This window comes from Gordonia humi, assembly GCF_014197435.1.
Lineage (GTDB): Bacteria > Actinomycetota > Actinomycetes > Mycobacteriales > Mycobacteriaceae > Gordonia > Gordonia humi.
The window spans coordinates 1,245,005-1,262,510 of sequence record NZ_JACIFP010000001.1 but is presented as its reverse complement, the minus strand read 5'-3'; the positions used below and the strand labels follow the sequence as shown (position 1 = coordinate 1,262,510).

The window sequence follows — 17,506 nt, the reverse complement described above, 5'->3', positions numbered from 1 at the left end:
GATCTGGCCGACCGCATCGTCGCCGTGTAGGAGTCGTTGACCGATCGGAGGTCTCTGCCGCACCATCCATACATGGATCAGGACACGTCTGAAGCCTTCACGATGCGCTCGGGCGCATCCTGGCGCGACCCGTTCGACATGTACGCGAACCTGCGCGACCACCACCCGGTCCATCACGTGGTCCCGCCGGACGCGCCAGCGGACGACTACTGGGTGCTGACCAGACACGCCGACGTCATGGCTGCGGCCACCGACTGGGAGACGTTCTCCTCGGCACGGGGGCTCACCGTCACCTACGGCGAACTGAAGGCGATCGGCCTGGCCGACAATCCTCCGATCGTGATGCAGGATCCACCGCAGCACACCGACTTCCGCAGACTCGTCGCGCGCGGATTCACCCCGCGACAGGTCACGACGCTCGAACCGCTCGTCCGCGCGTTCGTCGTCGACCGCATCGAGGACCTCCGTGCTCGCGGTGGCGGGGACGTCGCGGTCGAACTGTTCAAACCGCTGCCGAGCATGGTGGTCGCGCACTATCTCGGTGTGCCGGAGGACGACCGTCGACGGTTCGACGCCTGGACCGAGGCGATCGTCGGCGCGAATCCGGGAGCCGACCTCGGGGCCGCGATGGCCACCGCCTCCGATGCGGTTCTCGAACTGACCGCCTACTTCGCCGAGCTCATCGAACGGCGACGCGCCGAGCCCGGCGACGACACCGTCTCGCACCTGGTCGCCGCGGGCGTCGCGGACGATCCGCGGACCGACCCGGCCGGACTGCTGTCGATTCTGGCGTTCGCCTTCACCATGGTGGCGGGCGGCAACGACACGACGACCGGCATGCTCGGAGGCTCCGCCGAACTCCTCACCGTTCACCGCGACCAACGGCGGATTCTGCTCGACGACCCCGCAGTCATGTCCGACGCCGTCGAAGAACTCCTCCGGCTCACCTCGCCCGTTCAGGGGCTGGCGCGGACCACGACCCGCGACGTAGAGGTCGACGGCGTCACGATTCCCGCCGACCGCAAGGTGCTGCTCTGCTACGGGTCGGCCAACCGCGACGAACGCGAGTACGGTCCCGCGGCGGGCACGCTCGACGTCCGACGCCGTCCGCGCAACATCCTCACGTTCAGCCACGGCGCACACCACTGCCTCGGAGCCGCCGCAGCCCGACTGCAGGCGCGCGTCGCGCTGGAGGAGCTGCTCGCCCGCTGCCCGAACTTCGAGGTCGACGTCGACGGAATCGAATGGGCCGAAGGCAATTACGTGCGCCGGCCCACCTCGATTCCGTGCATGCTCTAGATCGCGCCCAGAGCCAGGCCGAGCGCGCACGCGGCGACCGACCCGACAAGGGTCAGCGCCGCGTACAGGACTCCGCGGCGACCGCCGGTGCGGACCGTCTCCAGGACCGACGTGGAGAACGTCGTGTAACCACCGCAGAATCCGGTGCCGATCACCGTCTGCCAGTCGGCGGAGGCGCCGTGGAACATGACGATCCCGGCGACGAGGCCGATCAGCAGCGAACCGGTCACGTTGATCGTGACGACCGGGCCGGGGAACGCACCGGGCCAGCGCCGCTTGGACTCCTCGTCGACGACGAAACGGGCCACCGAGCCGAGCGCACCGGCCAGGACGAGCAGTGCGGGAATCATGCGGTACCGCCCCGCAGGGGACCCGCGCGTCGCGCGACCAGCACACCGAGCCATGCCACGAGCACACCGGCGACCACGCTGACCAGCGCATACGCGACGGCCAGGCCCACGAATCCGCCCTTGCCGAGCAGACTCAACTCCAACGCGAACGCGCTGTAGGTGGTGAACGCGCCGCAGAACCCGGTGCCGACCGTCAACCGGATGCGGCGGCGCCCGCCCTGATCCGCCCCCAGGCGGACCAGAGTCTCCAGAAGCGTGCCGAGCACGAACGCGCCGACGATGTTGACGACGAAGGTCCCGATCGGCCACTGCCCGTCATGCGCGGGCCAGGCCTCCTCCGCGGCCCAGCGCAGCGCGGTTCCGGCCGCGCCGCCGACGAACACGAGCGCCAGGTCGGACACCTGCCACGAACGACCGCTCATCGTCGGCACTCCTCACCTCGTCTCTCCTCCACCGCAGCGTCAGATTACGCGCGCCCCGCACATACAATCGAATCGCAACCGTCCGTTCCTACTCCGGGAGCCCGCCATGTCCGAGTTCATCGACAAGATCAAGCACAAGGCAGAAGCAGTCTCGGCTGCCATCGACAACGAGCTCACCGTCCTGGAAGGCGCGGGCGGGGACGACGTCCTGGCCGAGCACGACACCGACGGCGACGACGACGCCGAGGACTGACGCTCACGAGCGGTCCCCTGACGACTCTGGAACCATGAGTTGTCATGGAACTGCGTATCTTCACCGAACCCCAGCAGGGCGCGACCTACGACGACCTGCTCGCCGTCGCCCGCGCCGCCGAAGACCTGGACTATGACGCCTTCTTCCGCTCCGATCACTATCTCGCGATGGGCGACGGCGACGGCGGCCCGGGACCGACCGACGCCTGGGTCACTCTCGCCGGTCTGGCGGTCCAGACCTCACGCATCCGGCTCGGCACGTTGGTCACCTCGGCCACGTTCCGGTACCCCGGTCCGCTGGCCGTCTCGGTCGCACAGGTCGACCAGATGAGCGGCGGCCGCATCGACTTCGGAGTCGGCGCGGGCTGGTTCGCCCAGGAGCACACCGCCTACGGCATTCCGTTCCCGAGCCTCGGCGACCGCTTCGACCGTCTGGAGGACACCCTCGAGATCGTCACCGGCATGTGGGGGACGCCCGTCGGCGAATCGTTCTCCTACTCCGGTAAGCAACTCACCGTCGCCGATTCGCCCGCACTCGCCAAACCCGCGCAGGCGCCGCATCCTCCGATCGTCATCGGCGGGCACGGGCCGCGTCGTACGCCGGCACTGGCGGCCCGCTTCGCCGACGAGTTCAACGTTCCGTTCTCACCCCGCGAGACCGTCACGACCATGTACGAGCGCGTCCGTACCGCATGCGCCGACATCGGCCGCGACGGCGACGACCTCGTCTATTCCGCGTCGTTGGTGCTGTGCTGCGGCGAGTCCGACGCCGAGGTGAACCGCCGGGCCGAAGCCATCGGCCGCGAACCGGCGGAGCTGCGATCCAACGGTGCCGCCGGAACCGTCGACGAGGTCGTCGCGAAGATCTCCGCCTACCGCGAGATCGGCGTCACCCGCCTGTACCTGCAGGTACTCGACCTGCACGACCTGGACCACCTCGCCCTGGTCGCCGACAAGGTCGCCCCGCAGCTGGGCTGACCGGACACGAAAGGTCTATTCGATGCGTCTACGCGACAACCCGATCATCGAGGTGACCCGCAGGGTCGCCTGCTCTCCCGAGCGGGCGTGGGAGCTCGTCACCGACATCGCACTCCCGACTCGCGCCGACGGCGAACTGCAGCGCGTCGAGTGGCTCGACGGGGCGGACGCCGTCGCATCGGGCGCACGATTCCGCGGATACAACGAGAACACCGAGCTCGGGCAGTGGCAGACCGATGCGACGATCACCGAAGTCGAGGACGGTCGGCGCTGGGTGTGGTCGGTGGGTCCGGCCGACGCCGAGCCGTGGGCTCTCTGGGGATTCGAGGTCGACCCCGCGCGGAACGAATCGATCATCCGCCAGTGGGCCCGGATCGGCGACGGCGAGTCCCCTTTCGCGGGCTTCATCGCCGCCGCACCGGACAAGGAGGCCCGGATCATCGACGGACGCCTGGCCGTGTGGCGCGCGGGCATGGAGTCGAACCTCGACGCGATCGAGGCCGCGGTCGGCTGATCCGACTCGCGGACGTCGCGGGTCCGATCCGCCCGGGTCAGCCGATGATCTCGGCGAGTATCCGCATGTCCTCGACGCGCTGGGCGTGCGTCGGCGCCGACGGCGAGGCGAGGATCACCCCGACATCGGCGCCGCGGAACGCCTCGACGCGCTCGGCGACGTACGATCGCGGACCGATGAGGCTCATCGCGCGCACCAGTTCGTCGGGTACGGCTGCGGCCGCCTCCTCCTTGCGACCGTCCAGATACAGATCCTGGATGAGCGCCGCCTCCTCGACATAGCCGTACCGCTGCACCAGCGAGTTGTAGAAGTTCTTGCCGCGGGCGCCCATGCCGCCGATGTAGAGCGCGCTGTGGTGGCGGACCGCGTTGAGCGCGTTCTCGATCTCGTCGGCGTCCTCGGTGATCCGGGCCGCGGCCTGCACCACGATCGACAGGTCGCCGAGCGACGGGTCACGCTTGGCTCGGCCCGCCGCCAACGCCTCGCCGAACGCCGCGTCGACGTATTCGGGGTGGAACAGGAACGGCTGGAACTCCTCGAACAGCTCCGCGGCCAGCTCGACGTTCTTCGGGCCGATCGCGGCGAGCAGCATCGGGATCCGATCACGGACCGGGTGGTTGATGATCTTGAGCGACTTGCCGAGCCCCGATCCGCCGTCGTCCTGGGTCAGCGGGATCTGGTATGAGCGGCCGCGGTGCTCGACCCTCTCGCGACGCCACACCTGACGGCAGATGTCGACGTGTTCGCGGGCTCGCCCGAGCGGGAAGTCGTACTTGACGCCGTGGAAGCCCTCGATCACCTGCGGGCCGGACGCACCGATGCCGAGCACGAATCGACCGCCGCTGATGTAGTCCATACCGGCCGCGGTCATCGCGAGATTGGTCGGCGTGCGCGAGTACATGGGCAGGATCCCGGTCTGCAGCTCCATGGTCTCGGTGCGTGCGGCGATGTAACCGAGCTGGCTGACCGCGTCGATGCTGTAGGCCTCGGCGACGGTGACTCGTCGCACACCGGCGGACTCGAAGTCCCTGAGATTGTCGATGGTCTCGCGAAAATCGCCCGCATAGTTGATAGGCATGCCCAGCTTCATCGTCATTGGCCGATTGTTGCATACCGAGGACACACCTCGGCTGTGGCCTCCGTCGCTGGTCATGTCCGAAATACGGCACTCTCGTTCACCTGAGAGACACCTGGGCGTCGCCCCCGGGAAACCCTGAACGCCGCACCGTGGTGACGCCCGCGCGACGAAGTGGTGAACATTTCGTGAATACGCCCCTCTTCATGGGAAACATGCAGGTCACGGCGATGTTTTCTATCCCACACGAGTTGACGAGGTGTATGGTTCAGACCCCATAGTTATCCGCATGACCGCAGAGATGATCATTCTTGTGCTGTTGATCGTCACAGCCCTGGGCTTCGACTTCACCAACGGCTTTCACGACACCGGCAACGCCATGGCGACGTCCATCGCGACCGGCGCACTCAAGCCGAAGGTGGCCGTCGGCCTCTCGGCGATCCTCAATCTCGTCGGCGCATTCCTCTCCGTCGAGGTCGCCGCAACCATCACCAAGGACGTTCTGAAGATCCAGAACACCGACGGCGACGACGCGGGAACGCTCGTCTCCGGACTCGACGCCAACAAGGCGTTGATCATCATCTTCGCCGGACTCATCGGCGCCATCCTCTGGAACCTCTTCACCTGGCTGTTCGGCCTTCCGTCGAGTTCCTCGCACGCACTGTTCGGCGGTCTGATCGGTGCGGGTCTCGCCGCGATCGGCAGTTCCGGCATCAACTGGCACGGCGTCCTCGGCAAGGTCATCCTCCCCGCACTGTTCGCACCGCTCATCGCCTGCATCGTCGCCGCGATCGGCACGCTCCTGATCTACGCGATCACCAACGGCATGTCGGCCAAGAAGAAGGAGGACGGCTTCCGTCGCGGTCAGATCGCCTCGGCTTCACTGGTCTCGCTGGCACACGGCACCGGTGACGCGCAGAAGACGATGGGCGTCATCGCACTGGCCCTCATCGCCACCGGTCACCTCGACGCCGGCTCGGTCAAGCACGGACTCCCGATCTGGATCGTCGTCACCTGTGCGAGCGCGATCGCTCTCGGCACCTGGCTCGGCGGCTGGCGCATCATCCGCACCCTCGGCAAGGGTCTCGTCGAGATCGCCGCACCGCAGGGCATGGCAGCCGAAGCCTCGTCGGCCGCGATCATTCTGACCTCGTCCGCCGCGGGCATGGCCCTGTCGACCACCCACGTCGCCACCGGTTCGATTCTCGGCACCGGCCTCGGCAAGAAGGGCGCGGAAGTCCGCTGGGGCGTCGCCGGCCGCATGGTCGTCGCCTGGGTCACGACCCTCCCCGCCGCGGGCATCGTCGGCGCACTCTGCTTCTGGCTGGCGAACGCGATCGGCGGCGCCGCGGGCGGTATCGTGATCTTCGCGATCCTCGCCGCGCTGTCGGGCTACATGTACTGGCGCGCCCAGCAGCAGAAGGTCGACGCGAACAACGTCAACGCCGAGTGGGACGAGAACGCACCCGTCCTCGCCGACGGCGAGCCGTCCACCACTGCTCCGCAGTCCTGAACCCCGGTCCACGAAAGGCATTCGACACCATGGACATCCTCGAGAACATCATGAAGGTCCTCGCGGTCGGGCTCATCCTCGGCGCAGGCCTCCCCGCCCTGTTCGCCGTCGGCATGCGCGCCGAGGCGACCGGCGCGGGCGAGATCGTGGGCAAGCCCGCCAACCCGTTCCTGAAGTACCTCGGCTTCGTGCTGATCGGCCTCACCGCCGTCATCATCGTGGTCGGCATCCTGTGGGTCATGCGGCAGACGCTGAACTACTACTTCGACTGGAAGATCTTCCCCGACTTCGCGTACTGACGCGCGCTGACGCGTCCCGCCTACTCCTGATCTGAAAGGTCCCGAGCAGACATGGCTCCCTCGATCTTCGAGAACATCATCAACTGGATTCGCACCGGATACCCGGAGGGGATCCCCGCCTCCGACTACCCGCCGCTCCTGGCGCTGCTGACACCGGTGCTGTCGGAGTCGGAGATCACCGACATCGTGCTCAAGCTCGCGGTGGAGCACGGCGCCGAGAACCCCGCGACGCCGGAGCAGATCGGTGCGGCGATCCACGCGATCACCGCTGAAGCGCCGTCCGTCGAGGAACAGCGGCAGGTCGCGGCACGCCTGGCGGCCGCCGGATGGCCGCTGGCACTCGAAGTCCCAGCAGCGGATTAGAAACACACGACGTGGACCGCCCATCGCTGCTCACCACGATTCGATCGTGGCTGCGCGCGGGATACCCGCAGGGTGTCCCGCAGAGCGATTACGTCCCCCTCCTGTCGTTGCTGCGCCGCCAGCTCAGTGATGACGAAGTGCGTCAGGTCGCCGCCGATCTGATCCCCGAGACTCCCGTCGACGAGGTCGACATCGGCGTCGAGATCACGAAGGTCACCGACGAGCTCCCTCGGGAGGAGGACGTCGAACGCGTCCGCGACAGACTGGCGGAGAACTGTTGGCCGTTCGACGACGACCCGTTCCCGCCTCCGACCGATACCGAGGACGAGCCCTGAGAACACTTCAGTCGCTAGTACTTCCCGCAGATCCCGCCGTGCTGTCAGCGCGGCGGGATCTGTCGGCTCTGCTGGCCGGTGACGCCGCCTACCTGCCCCTGCCGGATCTGGAGTCGAATGAGGCCCGACGGCTCGTCGAGCATCTCGGCGTCGGCGAACCGATCGACGAGCGCGCCGCGCTGGTCGTGTCCACCTCCGGCACCACGGGGTCGCCGAAGGGCGCCGTGCACACGCGCGACACCCTCGGCGCATCCGCGGACGCCACCGCCGAGACCCTCGGCGGTCCCGGCGCATGGCTGCTGACCATGCCGCCGCATCACATCGCGGGCCTGCAGGTGCTGCTGCGGTCGCTGGCCGCCGGGTACGACCCCGTCGTCGTCGACGTCTCCGGAGGCTTCGATCCCGCATCCCTGATCCCGGCGATCGACGCACTCGACGGGCCGCGCCGCTACACGTCGCTGGTGCCGATGCAGCTTCGCAAGGCGCTCGAGGACCCCGCTGCGACCGCCGCGCTCGCCGGACTGGATGCGATCCTCGTCGGCGGCGCCGCGACCCCGGCGTCGCTGGCGCGGCGGGCCGTCGACGAGGGATTGACGATCGTGCGGACCTACGGGATGAGCGAGACGGCGGGTGGTTGCGTCTACGACGGAATACCTCTGCGGGGCACCGAGATCCGTATCGAGAACCCGGACGACGACGGCGTCGGCCGAGTGATCCTCGGCGGTGCGACGGTGGCCCTCGGCTACCGGAACCTGCCCGAGCATCCGGCCTTCGCGGAACCCGGATGGTTCCGCACGGACGATCTGGGAGCCGTGCGCGACGGTGTGCTCACGATCGTCGGGCGCGCCGACGAAGCGATCTCCTCCGGTGGTCTCACCGTGATTCCGCAGGTGGTCGAGGCCGCGATCGGCGCACTCCCGACGGTGGCCGACTGCGCCGTGGTCGGGCTCCCCGACGACCGCCTCGGACAACGCGTGGTGGTCGCGATCGTTCTCGCCCCGAACGCGACCGCACCGAGCGTCGACGAGGTCCGTGAGATCGTCGTCGACCGTCTGGACCGGTACGCCGCACCCCGCGAGGTGTTCGTTCTCGACACACTTCCCCGCCGCGGCCCCGGCAAGATCGATCGCACCGCGCTGCGCGACCTTCTGGCTACGACGGGGTGACCACTCCGGTGGGAGCGGTCTGATCGGTCGGCGCGCCGACCTGGATCGGATCGCCGTCGGTCGGGCCCGCATCGTCGGCGGGCGCCGCGTCGGCGGCAGACTCTGACCGCGGCGCGCCCCCGACCGGGTCCCCCTGCCGCACAGCGGGTGCGACCGCATTCGGGGTCGACGGTGTCGGCACGTCGACGACGGTCTCGACCTCCTCGGCACGGTGGCGGCCCTCGTACTCGCCCGCGGCGGACGGCTCGCTCTCGACGGCCCTGCCGGCGGCGTCGTGCAGCGTGTGACGGCCTTCGGGCTTCTCGGTCACCACCCCGACGCCTGGGTCCGCGGTCTCGGGAGCGACGTCCTGCATCGGATAGAAGAACTCGGCCTGCCGGTCCCATTCGGCGAGTTGCGCCTCGTCGACCTCGATGCCCAACGCGGCGGCGATCATCGCGTTGAGCAGCGCCAACGGATGGTAGGTGTCGTACACCTCGTACCGCGTGTTGCCCTCGGCGCTGTAGAGCGTCTTCTCCAGTTCGAGGTTCTCCAAGTGCGCGTACGTGTACGGGCCCGTACTGCCGTGGATGGTGATGAATCCCGCGAGGTCGACCAGGAGCGACGACACCGGCCTCAGCGGATTCCACTGCCAGTTCGCCACCGGATCGCCCTTGACGATCACCTGGACCACTTCGGCGTCACCCGTCTTCCCGGGATCGCGCGCACCGTTGCTCTGCGCTCCGATCAACGCCATGATCGGCGTGTGGAACGGGATCTTCTCCAGACCTGATTTGAGGCCCCACGGCCCGCGCGGATCGGAGACGAGCAGCACCAACGTGTCGCCGTCGAGGAGCCCGTCCGCGGCGGCGCGCTCGGCGGCGTCGCCGAGCGCATCCGACCCCTGCGAGTACCCGGTGTAGACGACCACCCGGCCCGTCCCCCGCATGGCCGCCATGATCGCGAGGTTGGCGTCGACCGCCACGTTCTTCGACGCGTCGTAGGTCGGTGCGAAGAACGGCAGCAGCGCACCGGTGCTCCCCGACGAGACCGGCCAGAACGAACCCGGATACTTCACGATCCGCGCGTCGTGATCGGCGACGAGTCCGGCCGTCCGGGGACCGAGACCCGTATCGTCGGTTCCCGGCGTCACCACGACGAGGACGTCGTCGAGCTGGTCCGCGCTCACCCACCGGTCGAGGACGTCGCGGAACTCTCCCGGATCCGCGGCCGGCTCGGAGTACTCGTCCAACACGGCCTCGAACGGCGACGCCGCCCATGCCGGTGCGGCCAGTCCCGCCGCCATCACGCCGGCCACCGTGGTCGCCGCGACCTTCGTCCTCATCTTCATGTACCGATCAGATCATGCGTATCCGACAAAGGGCGTGACCCAAACGGACGAACGTCATGCGCCCGCATACGATCTCGGTCACTTTCCACACCGGCCAGCGCCGACGGCGCGGTTCGCGCGTGACATGCTCTATTCGTGGCCACCGTCAACGAATGGATTCAGGGCGCCCGACCTCGGACGCTGCCGAACGCGATCGCCCCCGTCGTCGCCGGTGTCGGTGCGGCGGCACACATCGGCGACGTCGTCTGGTGGAATGCCGTGCTCGCCCTGGTGGTCGCACTCTCCCTGATCATCGGCGTGAACTTCGCCAACGACTACTCCGACGGCATCCGCGGCACCGACGACGAGCGGGTGGGCCCGATGCGGCTGGTCGGCTCCCGCGCGGCGACGCCGGGAGCGGTCAAGGCCGCCGCGTTCAGCTGCTTCGGCATCGCCGCGGCCTGCGGGCTGGCCATCGCGATCACCACCGCGTACTGGCTGATCGTCGTCGGTGTGGTGTGCATCGCCGGCGCCTGGTTCTACACCGGCGGCAAGAAGCCGTACGGGTACCTGGGCTTCGGCGAGGTCGCCGTCTTCGTCTTCTTCGGCCTGGTGGCCGTGCTCGGCACCCAGTACGTGACCGTCGGGCGCATCGACTGGATCGGCGCGCTGTGCGCGGTGGCCGTCGGATCGTTCTCCAGCGCGGTGCTGGTGGCCAACAACCTCCGCGACATCCCGACCGACAAGGAGTCCGGCAAGATCACTCTCGCCGTCCGACTCGGCGACAAGGGCACCCGCGCACTGTTCGCGATCCTCATCGCCGTCCCGTTCGCGATCACGATCGGCCTCGTCCCGGCGACGACGGCCGCCTTCGCCGGATTCCTCGCCGCACCGCTCGCGGTGATCGCCGTCCGTCCCGTGGTCTCGAACGCTCATGGCCGCGATCTCATCCCGACGCTGGCCACCACCGGCATGGCGATGCTGGTCTGGGCGGTCGCCACGGGTGTGGCACTCGGACTGACCTGAGTCGCGTCACCCGGCTCCTCCCGGGTGCGGCTAGACGGCTGCGGGCTCGAGCAGCCGCTCGGCCGCCGCGCGCACCGACGAGACGTCGGTGACGGACTCGACGAGGGCGCGCGAGGCGTCGTCGTTCGCGTCGAGGATGCCGAGCAGGAGGTGCGCGACACCGATGTGCTCGTCACCGCGGCTGCGGGCCAGCGTGACGGCCGAACGGAGGGCGTCACGCACCGACTCGTTCATCCGGCCGCGCCCTCGCCCACGCGGACCGCGGCGCCCGCGGCCGCCTTCCCACGGCCCCTCGGCGTCCCAGCCGGGTCGGCCGAAGTCCGGCCCCGGGCCGAACCCCGGGCCGAATCCCGGGCCACGGCCGCGGCCGTGGCCGTGCGGACCGCGACCGCGGTGTTCGCCGCGGCCGCCTCGCCCGCCGCGTCCGCGGCCACGCCCCGAACGCTCACCCCAGCCGTCGGCGAGATCGTCGCCGAACTTCGATCGGACCGCCTCACGCACGCGATCCAGATCGATCCCGATGCTGCGCAGCGCCTCCCGATCTTCTTCATAGCGTCCGTCGGCGTCCGGCGCCGGGTCCTCATCGTGACCTTCGTGATACTCCGACACGGCCTTGCGAGCACCGTCGAGGGTGAATCCGAGGTCGCCGAGGACACCGAATATCGGGCTGCGCGCATTGCACAGCATGCCGAGGATCAAATGGTCGTTGCCGATGCTGGAGTGCCCGAGATCGTGGGCCTCCTGCGTGGCGAACATGAACAGTGTGCGGTCTTCCCGCGAGAAACGGTCAAACATCGTCGCCGTCCTTTCTCGCCGCCGAAGCGGCTTCTCGTTGTGAATGCTTCTGGTGCACGGCCTGACGACTGACCTGGAGAACATCCGCGATCGCCTGCCAGCTCCACCCGTTGGCGCGAGCCGAGGCGACGTGAACGTCCTCCAATCGATCCGCGAGGGTTCGCAGAGCCCGAACCGTCCCCAGGCCCACGCCCGGGTCGTCGCTGGCGGCGACGCCTGCCATCGAGGTCGTATCCGTCGTCATCTCATCGTCGTGCATGTTGTCAGGTTATGTTGACACCGACCCGTTGTCAATATTTATTGACAGTCAATATTCCGCGTCACTCGGACGACACCGATTCGCTGATGTTCAGCCGCGCCGCGCGCATCGCCGGCGCGACCGCTCCGACCAGGCACAACCCGGCGGACACCGCCACGTACCAGGCCGACGACCACAGCGGCGAGTACACGATCTCGATCGCGGTGGTCTCGGCGAGAATCGCATCGGCGAGCAGATGCAGTCCGGTGCCCATCACGATGCCGACCACCGCGCCGACGCCCGCTATCGCCGCCGCCTCGGCGAGCACCATGCGGGTGACGAACCGACGAGACGCACCCATCGAACGCAGCACGCCGATCTCGCGGCGTCGTTCCAGCACCGACAGCAGCAGCGTGTTGAGCAGGGCGATCGCGGCCGCGGCCGACACGATCCACTGGATGGCCACGGTGAACCCGCCCGACTGCTCGGCGGCCTTCTGGGTGGCGGCGAGCGCCTGTGCACCGGTGTAGACGTGCACCGGGGCCCCGCCCGCCCCGGGATGCGCATCGGCGACGGCGGTCACCGCGCGAGCCACCGCGCCCGGATCCGCTCCCGGATCCAGATCCACCTGCAGATAGGTGTCGCCGGGACGCTCGAACCACTCGCGGAGCAGGTCGACCGACATCGCCGCGACCCCCGAATCCATCGACACGTAGTTCACCGTGTCGAGCACCCGTACCTCGTGCGGGCCGGTCGGCGTCGCCAACCGAAGACTGTCGCCGGTGTGGACGTCGAGAACCCGGGCCAGCGTGTGCGACAGCAGGACGCCGTCACCGGCCAGCGTCGCACGCGCGGTCTCCGGCGACGTCTTGCGCAGGAACGGCGCCGCAGACCCTGGTTCCAGACCCTGGATCAATGCGCGGGCGTCACCCAGATTCACACGCGCCCACTGGCCGCCGACCACCCGCCGCACACCCGGCACCCGCCGCACCTCCCGTTCGATCTCGGGCGACAGCACCGGCCCGGACGGAATCGACTCGGCGTTCTGGGAGGACACGTACAGGTCGGGGTCGGCGAGGCCGTCGAGCGAGCCCGAGATGGAGCCGACGAGGTTGTTCAACGCTCCGGAGATCCCGATCCCCACGGCCACCGCGACGGCGACGGTCATGACCGTCGCCCAGGCGCGACGCGGCGCTCGCTCGGCGTTCACCGCCGCCAGCCTGCCCGGACCGCCGAACCACCCGGCCGCCACCCGCACCCCGGCCACCAGCAGCGGACTCAGCGCGAAGCAGAGCACCAGCCCGCCGACCGCGTACACCGCGCCCGCCAGAATCGCCGGTCGACCGTCGACGGCCCACACGATCAGCCACGATGCGAGGAGGCCGCCGACGCCCAGCACACCGCACACGGAGAGCAGACGCCGGGGCAGCGGGGCGGCGTCGGCGATCTGACCGGGCGCCATCGCCTCGACGGGCGTCACCGAGAACACCGCCTTGGCGGCCAACGACGTCGCGGCCACGCAGGCGACGACGGCAGCGGCGATCGCCACCAGCGGGACGTAGGCGGGCAGCGAGAAGCTCACCTGCATCCCGGCGTCGCCGGACGGCACGCGTCCCAGCGCCCACCGGCCCGCGAGGATTCCGACCGGAACGCCGAGCACGCCGCCGACGATCCCGAACACCGCGGCCTCGCCGAGCAGATCCGTCGCGAGATGGCGGCGGCGCCCTCCCAGCGCCCGAATCATCGCCAGACTCCGTCGCCTCGAGGCGACCGCCATGTTCATGGTGTTGAAGACGAGGAAGGCGGCGATCACCAGCGAGACCATCGACACGAGGAGCGTCGAGTCGCGGACCACCGATCCGGCGACCTGCGCCTGCCGCACCCGGAAGTCGGGGTCGACGACCGTCGCCCGATTGCCGACCACCTTCTCGGCGGCGGCGCGCATATCGGCCTCGTCCGCTCCCGGTCTCGGCACCAGGAGCAGCGAGTCGACCGCGTCACCGAGTCCGGCCAACTCCTGCGCGAGCGGCAGATAGGCGAAGACGAACCGGCCCCCGTTGAGGCGATCGGCGCGCTCGTCGAGCACTCGGATCACTCGCACCGTGCGGTCTCCGATGCGGACCGGCTGTCCCTCGTGCAGACCCGTCGCATCGCCGACGACGATCCCGTCGCGCAGGTCGTCGAGGGTGAGCCCGCCGTCGGTCGCGACGGCATCGCCCAACTGCGGCGACAACGACGACGCCCGATAGTCCGAGCCGAGAAGCACCGTCGGCTCGCCGTCGACGGTGACGGTGCCTCGCACCACGGGCACGACGGCCTTCGCCTGCGGGACCCCGCGGCGGAGTTCGCCCGCGATCTCGCCGTCGACGCCCGTGTCGGCGATCGCCGCGACCTCGAGGGTCGCCTCGCCCGACACCGCCGTGGCGAAGTCGCGCACCGACGCGGTGATCGAACCGTAGACCGACAGGACCGCGACCAACAGGGCCGACGACACCAGCACCACCACCAGGGAGGTGATCACTCGCAGCTTGTGCGCGGTGAGGTCCCGCAGGCCGAGGACCCGGAGCCGGGTGAGGAACGCGCGCATCGCTGCCTAGTCCGCGTCCGGGTCGACGACCCGCCCGTCGCGAACGGTCACCACCCGGTCGCAGACCTGCGCGGCACCGCGGTCGTGGGTCACCATCAGCACGAGTCGCTCCGCGCTCTCATGCGCGACGTCCGCGAGCAGCGACAGGACGTCGGCGCCGGTCTGCGAGTCGAGGTTGCCGGTCGGCTCGTCGGCCAGGATGATCGTCGGATCCATGATGAGCGAACGGGCGATCGCGACCCGCTGCATCTGACCGCCGGACATCTGCGACGGCCGGTGGTCGATGCGATCCCCCAGACCGACGCGTTCCATCAGCTCGACGGCCCGCGGCTTCGCCTTGGCCAACGACGCGGAGTCGAGCAGCTTCGGCAGCGCGACGTTCTCCCACGCCGACAGCGTCGGCACCAGGTTGAAGAACTGGAAGATGAAGCCGACGCGGTGGCGACGGAACTCCGAGGCCGCGTCGTCGTCGAGCGAGGACAGGTCGGTGCCGTCCACCCGGATGGTTCCCGAGTCCGGGGCGTCGAGCGCCCCGATCACGTGCAGGAGAGTCGACTTGCCTGCTCCGGACGGGCCGACGACGGACACGAACTGTCCTCCGTCGAGGGTCAACGACGCCCCGTCGAGCGCGCGGACGCGTTCGGCGCCCATCCGATACTCCCGAACCAGATCCCTGGCTTCGACCACCGGCATGCGTGCTCCCTCGCAGTGACAGAGAATGTGCACGAGGGGTTCGGACGGACCCTCGCGTCTGCCAACACTACGAGTTCGGCCACTCCCCCGTGGCGAAGAACTCCGTCAGAACCTCGGTGGCGGGTGCCAGGTCGAGTCCCTGGGCGTTCACCCAGTCGTCGTTGAAGTAGGTGTGGTCGTACCGGTCGCCGCTGTCGCAGAGCAGCGTCACGACGCTGCCCGACCGGCCCGCCGCCACCATCTCGGCCAGCAGGGTGCACGCACCCCAGAAGTTGGTGCCGGTGGATCCGCCGACCCGGCGTCCCAGCCGGTGAGACAGGAACCGCGCGGCCGCCACCGATGCGGCGTCGGGCACGCCGATCATGGCGTCGATGACCTGAGAGACGAACGAAGGCTCCACGCGCGGTCGGCCGATGCCCTCGATGCGCGACGCACCGTCGGAGACGATCGAGCCGTCGCCGGACTCGTAAGCGGGCAGGAACACCGAGTTCTCCACGTCGACGACGGCCAGCCGCGTGTCGTGCTGCTGGTACCGCAGATAGCGACCGAATGTCGCCGACGTACCGCCGGTGCCCGCTCCCACCACGATCCATTCCGGCACCGGGTGAGGTTCCCGCGCCATCTGCGCGAACACCGATTCGGCGATGTTGTTGTTGCCCCGCCAGTCGGTGGCGCGCTCGGCCATCGTGAACTGATCGATGAAGTGGCCGCCGAGTTCTACCTCCAACTGTCCTGCGACGCTGTAGATCTCCGACGGCGAGTCGACGAAGTGGCACATGCCGCCCTGGGCCTCGATCAGCTCGGTCTTACGCGGCGAGGTGCCCTTGACCATGACCGCGACGAACGGGACGCCGATCAGCTTCGCGAAATACGCCTCCGACACCGCGGTCGACCCGGACGACGCCTCGATCACCGTGGTGTCTGGCCGGATCCAGCCGTTGCAGAGCGCGTACAGGAACAGTGACCGCGCCAGCCGATGCTTCAACGAGCCCGTCGGATGAGTCGACTCGTCCTTCAGATACAGCTCCACCCCGCGCGGCGCCTCCGCCCAGGCCGGCAGATCGACTTTGAGCAGGTGCGTGTCCGCACTGCGTAGACCGTCGGCTTCGATACGACGGACGGCGTCGGCCGTCCACGACCGATCCGTCGCATGTTCGACGACCCGCGCGAGGCTCACTTCTCCTCGCCCCGCAGGCGGGACTGGAGGTCCGCGTGGCGCGCGGCGCGGTCGGCGTCGATGCGGGCGATCTGGTCGTTGACGCGCAGGCGCATCGACTTGAACGCGACCATGCCGAGCGGCAGGGCGATGAGGACGCCGAACACGGCGGCCACGAGGATCGGGACGTCGACACCGAACAGTTTGCCCGCGAAGAAGATGATCGCGGCGAGGACCACGACGAGGACCAGCCGCGCCGCCGTGTAGAGGGCGACGGCTCCGATCAGGCTGCCCATCGTGGCGGGAGCGGCATCGCTCGAAGTGGCGGAATCGGAACGGTCTTGACTCATGCCTACAGACTACTTGTTCCGCCCTACTCGGAACCGACCGCATGAGGTCCGTCCATGGCACGTTCACGTGCGGAAATGTCCCGATTCCATCGCTCGATCGGGACCTTCGGCCCCCACCTAACGGACATTACGGTCTCTTTACTTACACCTGACTGTTCGAGCAACCACCCCAAGAGCGTGTACAGATGGAGAGGTACCGGGCGATCGGCTCAATCAGCCGTCCGGGCGACAAAGGAATACGAAGCCCACCAATCATCAGGAGGTCGAACCATGACCGCAGTCGCCGACACCGACGAGCAGACCACCGGCGGAATCATCACCCCCGCACTCGCCACGCAGCACAACCTGACCCCCGGCCAGGTCGCCGCGATGTTCAATGTGAACCCGAAGACCGTCGCCCGCTGGGCCTCGTCCGGCGTGCTGAAGTCGATCCGCACCCCGGGCGGCCACCGCCGGTTCCGCGAAGCCGACGTCGTCGCGCTGCTCAATCGCTCCTGACCTACGGCGTCGACGACGCCGCCGGCCTCCGAGTGAGACAAAACGGCCACCCCTCATGGTTCCCGGGTACGGTGAACTGTAGGAGGTGGCCGTTGTCATGATCTACATATTCGTTGCAGTACTCGTCTGCTCGGTGGCATTCGTCGGTTGGCGTCTCGCCGGCCTGCAGGACTCCGCGTCGAACGGGCAGCGGGTGCCCGACCGGCGCCCGCGCCGCGAAGCACCCAAGGGACCCGACGACGATCCGGACTTCCTGCGCACACTGAAGTGACTCGACTCCGGTCACGA

The 17,506-nt window shown here is 68.7% G+C and carries 22 protein-coding genes; 12 read left to right on the top strand and 10 right to left on the bottom strand.

From position 1 onward, the window contains the following. Window positions 1–72: 72 nt before the first annotated feature. A complete protein-coding gene (locus tag BKA16_RS05790) occupies window positions 73–1,299 on the top strand; it encodes a cytochrome P450 (RefSeq protein WP_183369767.1) in 1,227 nt (408 codons plus the stop codon). On the opposite strand, the gene BKA16_RS05785 is transcribed toward BKA16_RS05790, so the two are convergent. Further along, window positions 1,296–1,649: a fluoride efflux transporter FluC gene (locus BKA16_RS05785; RefSeq protein ID WP_183369766.1), complete on the bottom strand. Its 354-nt coding sequence runs from the start codon at window positions 1,647–1,649 to the stop codon at window positions 1,296–1,298. The genes BKA16_RS05790 and BKA16_RS05785 overlap by 4 nt on opposite strands. Next, window positions 1,646–2,071 carry a fluoride efflux transporter FluC gene (locus BKA16_RS05780; protein ID WP_183369765.1) on the bottom strand — a complete coding sequence of 142 codons (426 nt, stop codon included), beginning with the start codon at window positions 2,069–2,071 and terminating at the stop codon, window positions 1,646–1,648. Before BKA16_RS05780 ends, BKA16_RS05785 begins: the two co-directional genes overlap by 4 nt. A 106-nt stretch (window positions 2,072–2,177) precedes the next feature. Here BKA16_RS05780 and BKA16_RS05775 point away from each other — a divergent pair, with 106 nt between their 5' ends. Genes BKA16_RS05775 through BKA16_RS05765 form a run of 3 tightly spaced genes read left to right on the top strand, consistent with a single transcriptional unit; the run spans window position 2,178 to window position 3,815 of the window. Continuing rightward, complete coding sequence (locus BKA16_RS05775; protein ID WP_183369764.1) at window positions 2,178–2,324, top strand: hypothetical protein; 147 nt, start codon at window positions 2,178–2,180, stop codon at window positions 2,322–2,324. A 44-nt stretch (window positions 2,325–2,368) separates the two neighbouring features. Continuing rightward, window positions 2,369–3,301, top strand: coding sequence for an LLM class F420-dependent oxidoreductase (locus BKA16_RS05770; RefSeq protein WP_183369763.1), 933 nt, complete (start codon window positions 2,369–2,371; stop codon window positions 3,299–3,301). 22 nt (window positions 3,302–3,323) lie between these two features. Next, complete coding sequence (locus tag BKA16_RS05765; protein ID WP_183369762.1) at window positions 3,324–3,815, top strand: SRPBCC family protein; 492 nt, start codon at window positions 3,324–3,326, stop codon at window positions 3,813–3,815. A 37-nt stretch (window positions 3,816–3,852) separates the two neighbouring features. Here the strand turns inward: BKA16_RS05765 and BKA16_RS05760 are convergent, their stop codons facing one another. Continuing rightward, on the bottom strand, window positions 3,853–4,905 hold the full coding sequence (locus tag BKA16_RS05760; protein WP_382427831.1) for an LLM class F420-dependent oxidoreductase: 1,053 nt from the start codon (window positions 4,903–4,905) through the stop codon (window positions 3,853–3,855). 274 nt (window positions 4,906–5,179) lie between these two features. Here BKA16_RS05760 and BKA16_RS05755 point away from each other — a divergent pair, with 274 nt between their 5' ends. From BKA16_RS05755 to menE, 5 genes are read left to right on the top strand one after another with little or no spacing between them, the layout of a single operon-like run. Continuing rightward, entirely contained in the window at window positions 5,180–6,403 is a 1,224-nt protein-coding gene (locus BKA16_RS05755; RefSeq protein ID WP_183369760.1) for an inorganic phosphate transporter, read from the top strand. Window positions 6,404–6,432: 29 nt separating this feature from the next. Beyond that, window positions 6,433–6,702 carry a hypothetical protein gene (locus BKA16_RS05750; RefSeq protein ID WP_183369759.1) on the top strand — a complete coding sequence of 90 codons (270 nt, stop codon included), beginning with the start codon at window positions 6,433–6,435 and terminating at the stop codon, window positions 6,700–6,702. A 51-nt stretch (window positions 6,703–6,753) separates the two neighbouring features. After that, window positions 6,754–7,065: a DUF3349 domain-containing protein gene (locus BKA16_RS05745; RefSeq protein ID WP_183369758.1), complete on the top strand. Its 312-nt coding sequence runs from the start codon at window positions 6,754–6,756 to the stop codon at window positions 7,063–7,065. A gap of 11 nt (window positions 7,066–7,076) precedes the next feature. Then, window positions 7,077–7,400 carry a DUF3349 domain-containing protein gene (locus BKA16_RS05740; RefSeq protein WP_183369757.1) on the top strand — a complete coding sequence of 108 codons (324 nt, stop codon included), beginning with the start codon at window positions 7,077–7,079 and terminating at the stop codon, window positions 7,398–7,400. Then, window positions 7,397–8,566, top strand: a complete 1,170-nt coding sequence (menE, locus tag BKA16_RS05735; protein WP_221247088.1) for an o-succinylbenzoate--CoA ligase — start codon at window positions 7,397–7,399, stop codon at window positions 8,564–8,566. The genes BKA16_RS05740 and menE overlap by 4 nt, the downstream gene beginning before the upstream one ends. On the opposite strand, the gene BKA16_RS05730 is transcribed toward menE, so the two are convergent. After that, on the bottom strand, window positions 8,553–9,896 hold the full coding sequence (locus BKA16_RS05730; protein WP_246371666.1) for a PE-PPE domain-containing protein: 1,344 nt from the start codon (window positions 9,894–9,896) through the stop codon (window positions 8,553–8,555). The two genes, menE and BKA16_RS05730, sit on opposite strands and share 14 nt — an antisense overlap. A gap of 135 nt (window positions 9,897–10,031) precedes the next feature. Here BKA16_RS05730 and BKA16_RS05725 point away from each other — a divergent pair, with 135 nt between their 5' ends. Continuing rightward, a complete protein-coding gene (locus BKA16_RS05725; RefSeq protein WP_183369755.1) occupies window positions 10,032–10,901 on the top strand; it encodes a 1,4-dihydroxy-2-naphthoate polyprenyltransferase in 870 nt (289 codons plus the stop codon). Between the two features lie 30 nt (window positions 10,902–10,931). On the opposite strand, the gene BKA16_RS05720 is transcribed toward BKA16_RS05725, so the two are convergent. The 6 genes from BKA16_RS05720 to BKA16_RS05695 all read right to left on the bottom strand — a co-directional run bounded on the left by BKA16_RS05720 (window position 10,932) and on the right by BKA16_RS05695 (window position 16,720). Further along, window positions 10,932–11,696 carry a Clp protease N-terminal domain-containing protein gene (locus tag BKA16_RS05720; protein WP_183369754.1) on the bottom strand — a complete coding sequence of 255 codons (765 nt, stop codon included), beginning with the start codon at window positions 11,694–11,696 and terminating at the stop codon, window positions 10,932–10,934. Continuing rightward, window positions 11,689–11,955: a helix-turn-helix domain-containing protein gene (locus BKA16_RS05715; protein ID WP_183369753.1), complete on the bottom strand. Its 267-nt coding sequence runs from the start codon at window positions 11,953–11,955 to the stop codon at window positions 11,689–11,691. Before BKA16_RS05715 ends, BKA16_RS05720 begins: the two co-directional genes overlap by 8 nt. Window positions 11,956–12,016: 61 nt before the next feature. After that, the gene (locus tag BKA16_RS05710) at window positions 12,017–14,521 is read right to left on the bottom strand and encodes an ABC transporter permease (protein ID WP_183369752.1); all 2,505 of its coding nucleotides are present in this window, start codon (window positions 14,519–14,521) and stop codon (window positions 12,017–12,019) included. 6 nt (window positions 14,522–14,527) lie between these two features. Continuing rightward, window positions 14,528–15,214 (bottom strand): ABC transporter ATP-binding protein, encoded by a 687-nt coding sequence (locus BKA16_RS05705; protein WP_183369751.1) that lies wholly within the window; start codon window positions 15,212–15,214, stop codon window positions 14,528–14,530. 67 nt (window positions 15,215–15,281) lie between these two features. Beyond that, on the bottom strand, window positions 15,282–16,391 hold the full coding sequence (cds1, locus tag BKA16_RS05700) for an L-cysteine desulfhydrase Cds1 (RefSeq protein WP_183369750.1): 1,110 nt from the start codon (window positions 16,389–16,391) through the stop codon (window positions 15,282–15,284). Further along, window positions 16,388–16,720 (bottom strand): DUF4229 domain-containing protein, encoded by a 333-nt coding sequence (locus BKA16_RS05695; protein WP_183369749.1) that lies wholly within the window; start codon window positions 16,718–16,720, stop codon window positions 16,388–16,390. Before BKA16_RS05695 ends, cds1 begins: the two co-directional genes overlap by 4 nt. Before the next feature lie 270 nt (window positions 16,721–16,990). Between BKA16_RS05695 and BKA16_RS05690 the strand changes: the two genes are divergently transcribed. Next, window positions 16,991–17,218: a BldC family transcriptional regulator gene (locus tag BKA16_RS05690; protein WP_183369748.1), complete on the top strand. Its 228-nt coding sequence runs from the start codon at window positions 16,991–16,993 to the stop codon at window positions 17,216–17,218. Between the two features lie 97 nt (window positions 17,219–17,315). Beyond that, window positions 17,316–17,489, top strand: coding sequence for a hypothetical protein (locus BKA16_RS05685; RefSeq protein ID WP_183369747.1), 174 nt, complete (start codon window positions 17,316–17,318; stop codon window positions 17,487–17,489). The last annotated feature ends 17 nt before the right edge of the window (window positions 17,490–17,506 follow it).